1 protein-coding gene is annotated in these 1,070 nt (G+C 34.0%); it reads left to right on the top strand.

What is annotated here, in order from left to right; genetic code table 11:
• Positions 1–381: 381 nt before the first annotated feature.
• Positions 382–1,070, top strand: a 689-nt coding sequence (locus CHB72_RS25770) for an MCP four helix bundle domain-containing protein (protein ID WP_141131625.1), incomplete at its 3' end; no start/stop codon positions are given.

Genomic DNA, 1,070 nt, shown 5'->3' with positions numbered 1-1,070 from the left:
GATACAATTGCTTCTATTTCAGTTGATAATTCAGCGATAGCTCAACAAATAGCTGCATCCTCTGAGGAGATGAGTGCATCTGTAGAAGAGGTAGCCTCCACTGTACAAGTGCTAAATGAAATGACCCATGATATGAAAAATGAAGTTGAAAAGTTTAAAGTATAAAAAGAAAAAGCCTCTAATGAGGCTTTTAGCTTTTCCAGCATCACACAGGAATTCTGGCCTTTTTCTGACCTCTCAAAATCTACAGGATGAAGAAGTACCCATCTTATGATTATCCTCCACTAAGTCGAAAAATGTTGTAATAATTAGGAAAATATAGTAGAATTTTATTAAGTAATTATTAAAAAATTCCAGTCTAGATACGGGGGGATACATAAAATGAAAAAGCTAACAAAGAACATGCGAATTACCCATAGTATCATCATGGTTGTTATTTTAGCGACTGCTTTTTTAGCAATAGTTGGGGGCATTGGCTACAAAGGCATTGGCAGTATTAATAACAACGTATCACAGATATACAACGAGGCGGTTCTTAAAACACAGCTAGCAACGGAAATCAACCAAAAGTTTATGAATATTAGAATAGAAGTCTTAAGGGTAATGGATTTAGGCTACAACCCAAGCATAATAAAAAACATTGATAATCTAGATCAGGAGCTGCGAGATTTAATGGATGTATACCTGGAGGGGCAAGATGAAGAATCTAGAGAAAATACAGTTTTAGAATCTGCTAAAAGCAATTATGATATCTTTGTTGCCAGTTGGGCAGACGTGGTAAAGAAACTGCAACGGTATGAAGAACTTGATGATCAAGATAAGCTTTCTTTGGAGTCAAGAGGAAATGCTATACTTAACAACTTAGTTTATGTAATAAAAAACAACAAAGAGTTTGCAGAAGAACTGTACGATGAAAGTATGGGCATATATAATGCTAACATTAGAGGCTTAAGCACCATATCTATCATAGCATTGATAACTTTATTAGGTTTTTCCTTTTTAATAATAGGAATATTAAAAAAATCTATCAAAGAAATGAATGGTATCTTTGAAAATGTAGCTACTGGTGA

It is taken from the genome of Anaerovirgula multivorans (assembly GCF_900188145.1).
GTDB classification, from domain to species: domain Bacteria; phylum Bacillota; class Clostridia; order Peptostreptococcales; family Natronincolaceae; genus Anaerovirgula; species Anaerovirgula multivorans.
This window is presented reverse-complemented; position numbering and strand designations above follow the sequence as displayed.